The following is a 1,821-nucleotide window of genomic DNA, read 5'->3' as shown; positions in this document are numbered from 1 at the left end:
CCAGCGGCTGCCCGACCCGGCCGCCCCGCCGAAGCGCCTCGCGGCCTTCTTCGGCTCCCTGACCGCCGCCGAACAGACGCGACTCGCCGACCGCTTCCCGCTGGTCGTCGGCAATCTCAACGGCGCTCCCGTCACCCTGCGCTACCGCGCCAACCGGCGCGCCCTCGACCAGGCACGCAGGATCGAGACGCGCCGGATGCGCGACGTGAGACTGTCGGCCGACGGCCGCAGCGACGCCGGGCGCACCATGCGCCGCTACGAGTCGCTGCTGCGCGGCAAACGGCAGATCCTCGCCTTCGACCCCTCAGGCAAGGGCCGGGCCGCCGAGGTCTTCGGGGACCTGGACAGCGCCCGGCGCGTCTCGGTCGTCGTCCCCGGTGTCGACACGGACCTGCTGTCGTTCGAGAAGTTCAACGACAAGAAGTACACGGCGCCCGTGGGCATGGCCGAGTCGCTCTACGCGGCCGAGCGCGCCGCGGCGCCCGACACGCACACCGCCGTGATCGCCTGGGGCGACTACACCGCGCCCGCCGGGCTCGGCATGGACGCGGCCACCGGCAAGCTCGCGGAGAACGGCGCGGTACGGCTGTCGGCGCTCACCGGCGCGCTGCCTGGCCGGTCGAGCGTCTCGCTGTTCTGCCACAGCTACGGCTCCGTGGTGTGCGGCGTGGCGGCCGACCAGCTGCCGTCCAGGGTCGCCGACGTGGCCGTGGCCGGCAGCCCGGGGATGCGGGTGGCGGACGCCCGCCAGTTGCACACCGACGCCCGGGTCTGGGCGATGCGCGACAGCGACGACTGGATCGAGGACGTGCCGCACCTGGACTTCGCCGGGCTCGGCCACGGCGCCGACCCGATGGCACGCGGCTTCGGCGCCCGGGTCATCTCGGCGGCCGGCGCGCGTGGTCACGGCGGCTACTTCGAACCCGGTACCGAGAGCGTCGGCAACTTCGCCGAGATCGGCGTCGGCGCGTACGCGGCGGTGACATGTGCCCACGGAGGCAGCACGTGCCGCAGTGGAATCCGTGGTGCGGGAGAGAGCTGACGCGCGTAGATTTTCCTGCTTCGGCAGCAGACGCGCGGGCGCACGCCGCCTAAGATGCACCACATGGGTGATGTGCTGGCCGGAATTCATACCACCTGGGAGTTCGAGGGCGACTCCGTGCTCGTCCGCTTCGAAAGAGGGATACGCACGCCGAAGCTCCTCCAGACCCTCCGCGAACGCCGCATCCCCCACAAGGCGTTGTCGTCGGTCACCCTCTCCCCGGGCAAACGCGGAACCGTCGTACTGCACGCCGTGCCACGGCCGGGCGCCGACCCGCTGATGGACGCGGCGGCGGGGCAGCTCAAGGAGAGCTGCGACCCGTACCGGCTGGTGGTCCCCGCGGGGCGCGAGACGCTCGCCGAGTACTACGCCGACGAGCTGCGGGCCGTGCTCACCAGGACCGCCGGGTCGGCGGACCCGGGTACGGACGAGCCTGAGCCCGCCGAGCGCTATCTGGTGACGGCGCCCGAAGCGCCGCTGCTGTTCAAGGCGTACGACGGCAAGGCCTCCTTCGACGGCAGCCGGGTCACCTTCCGGTGGTTCTGGACGGGCGCCTCGTCCGCCAAGTGGAAAGCAGGCGACCAGAGTTTCCACGTCGCCGAACTGCGCGGGGTCGAGTGGCGCTCCCCCGAGGTCTTCGACGGCCATCTGCGGCTGCTGCGGCGCGGCGACGGCGAGGCGGACGCGCCGGACCCCGAACGGCCGGGCCAGGCCGACCACGACCCGGCGGCGGTGGTGTTCGGGCTCGGCTACGGGCCCGTCCACGAGTCGCTGCCGTT

2 protein-coding genes are annotated in these 1,821 nt (G+C 72.7%); both read left to right on the top strand.

Going from position 1 to position 1,821, the window contains the following annotated elements:
* Positions 1-1,042, top strand: a 1,042-nt coding sequence (locus HY68_RS18090; protein WP_052457124.1) for an alpha/beta hydrolase, incomplete at its 5' end; no start/stop codon positions are given.
* Positions 1,043-1,105: 63 nt separating this feature from the next.
* The coding region (locus HY68_RS18085) for a DUF4429 domain-containing protein (RefSeq protein ID WP_241778608.1) at positions 1,106-1,821 on the top strand (716 nt) is incomplete at its 3' end.

The sequence above is a fragment of the Streptomyces sp. AcH 505 genome (genome assembly GCF_000818175.1).
Lineage (GTDB): Bacteria > Actinomycetota > Actinomycetes > Streptomycetales > Streptomycetaceae > Streptomyces.
Note: the sequence above shows the minus strand (reverse complement) of the source record. Positions and strands in the feature narration are given on the sequence as shown.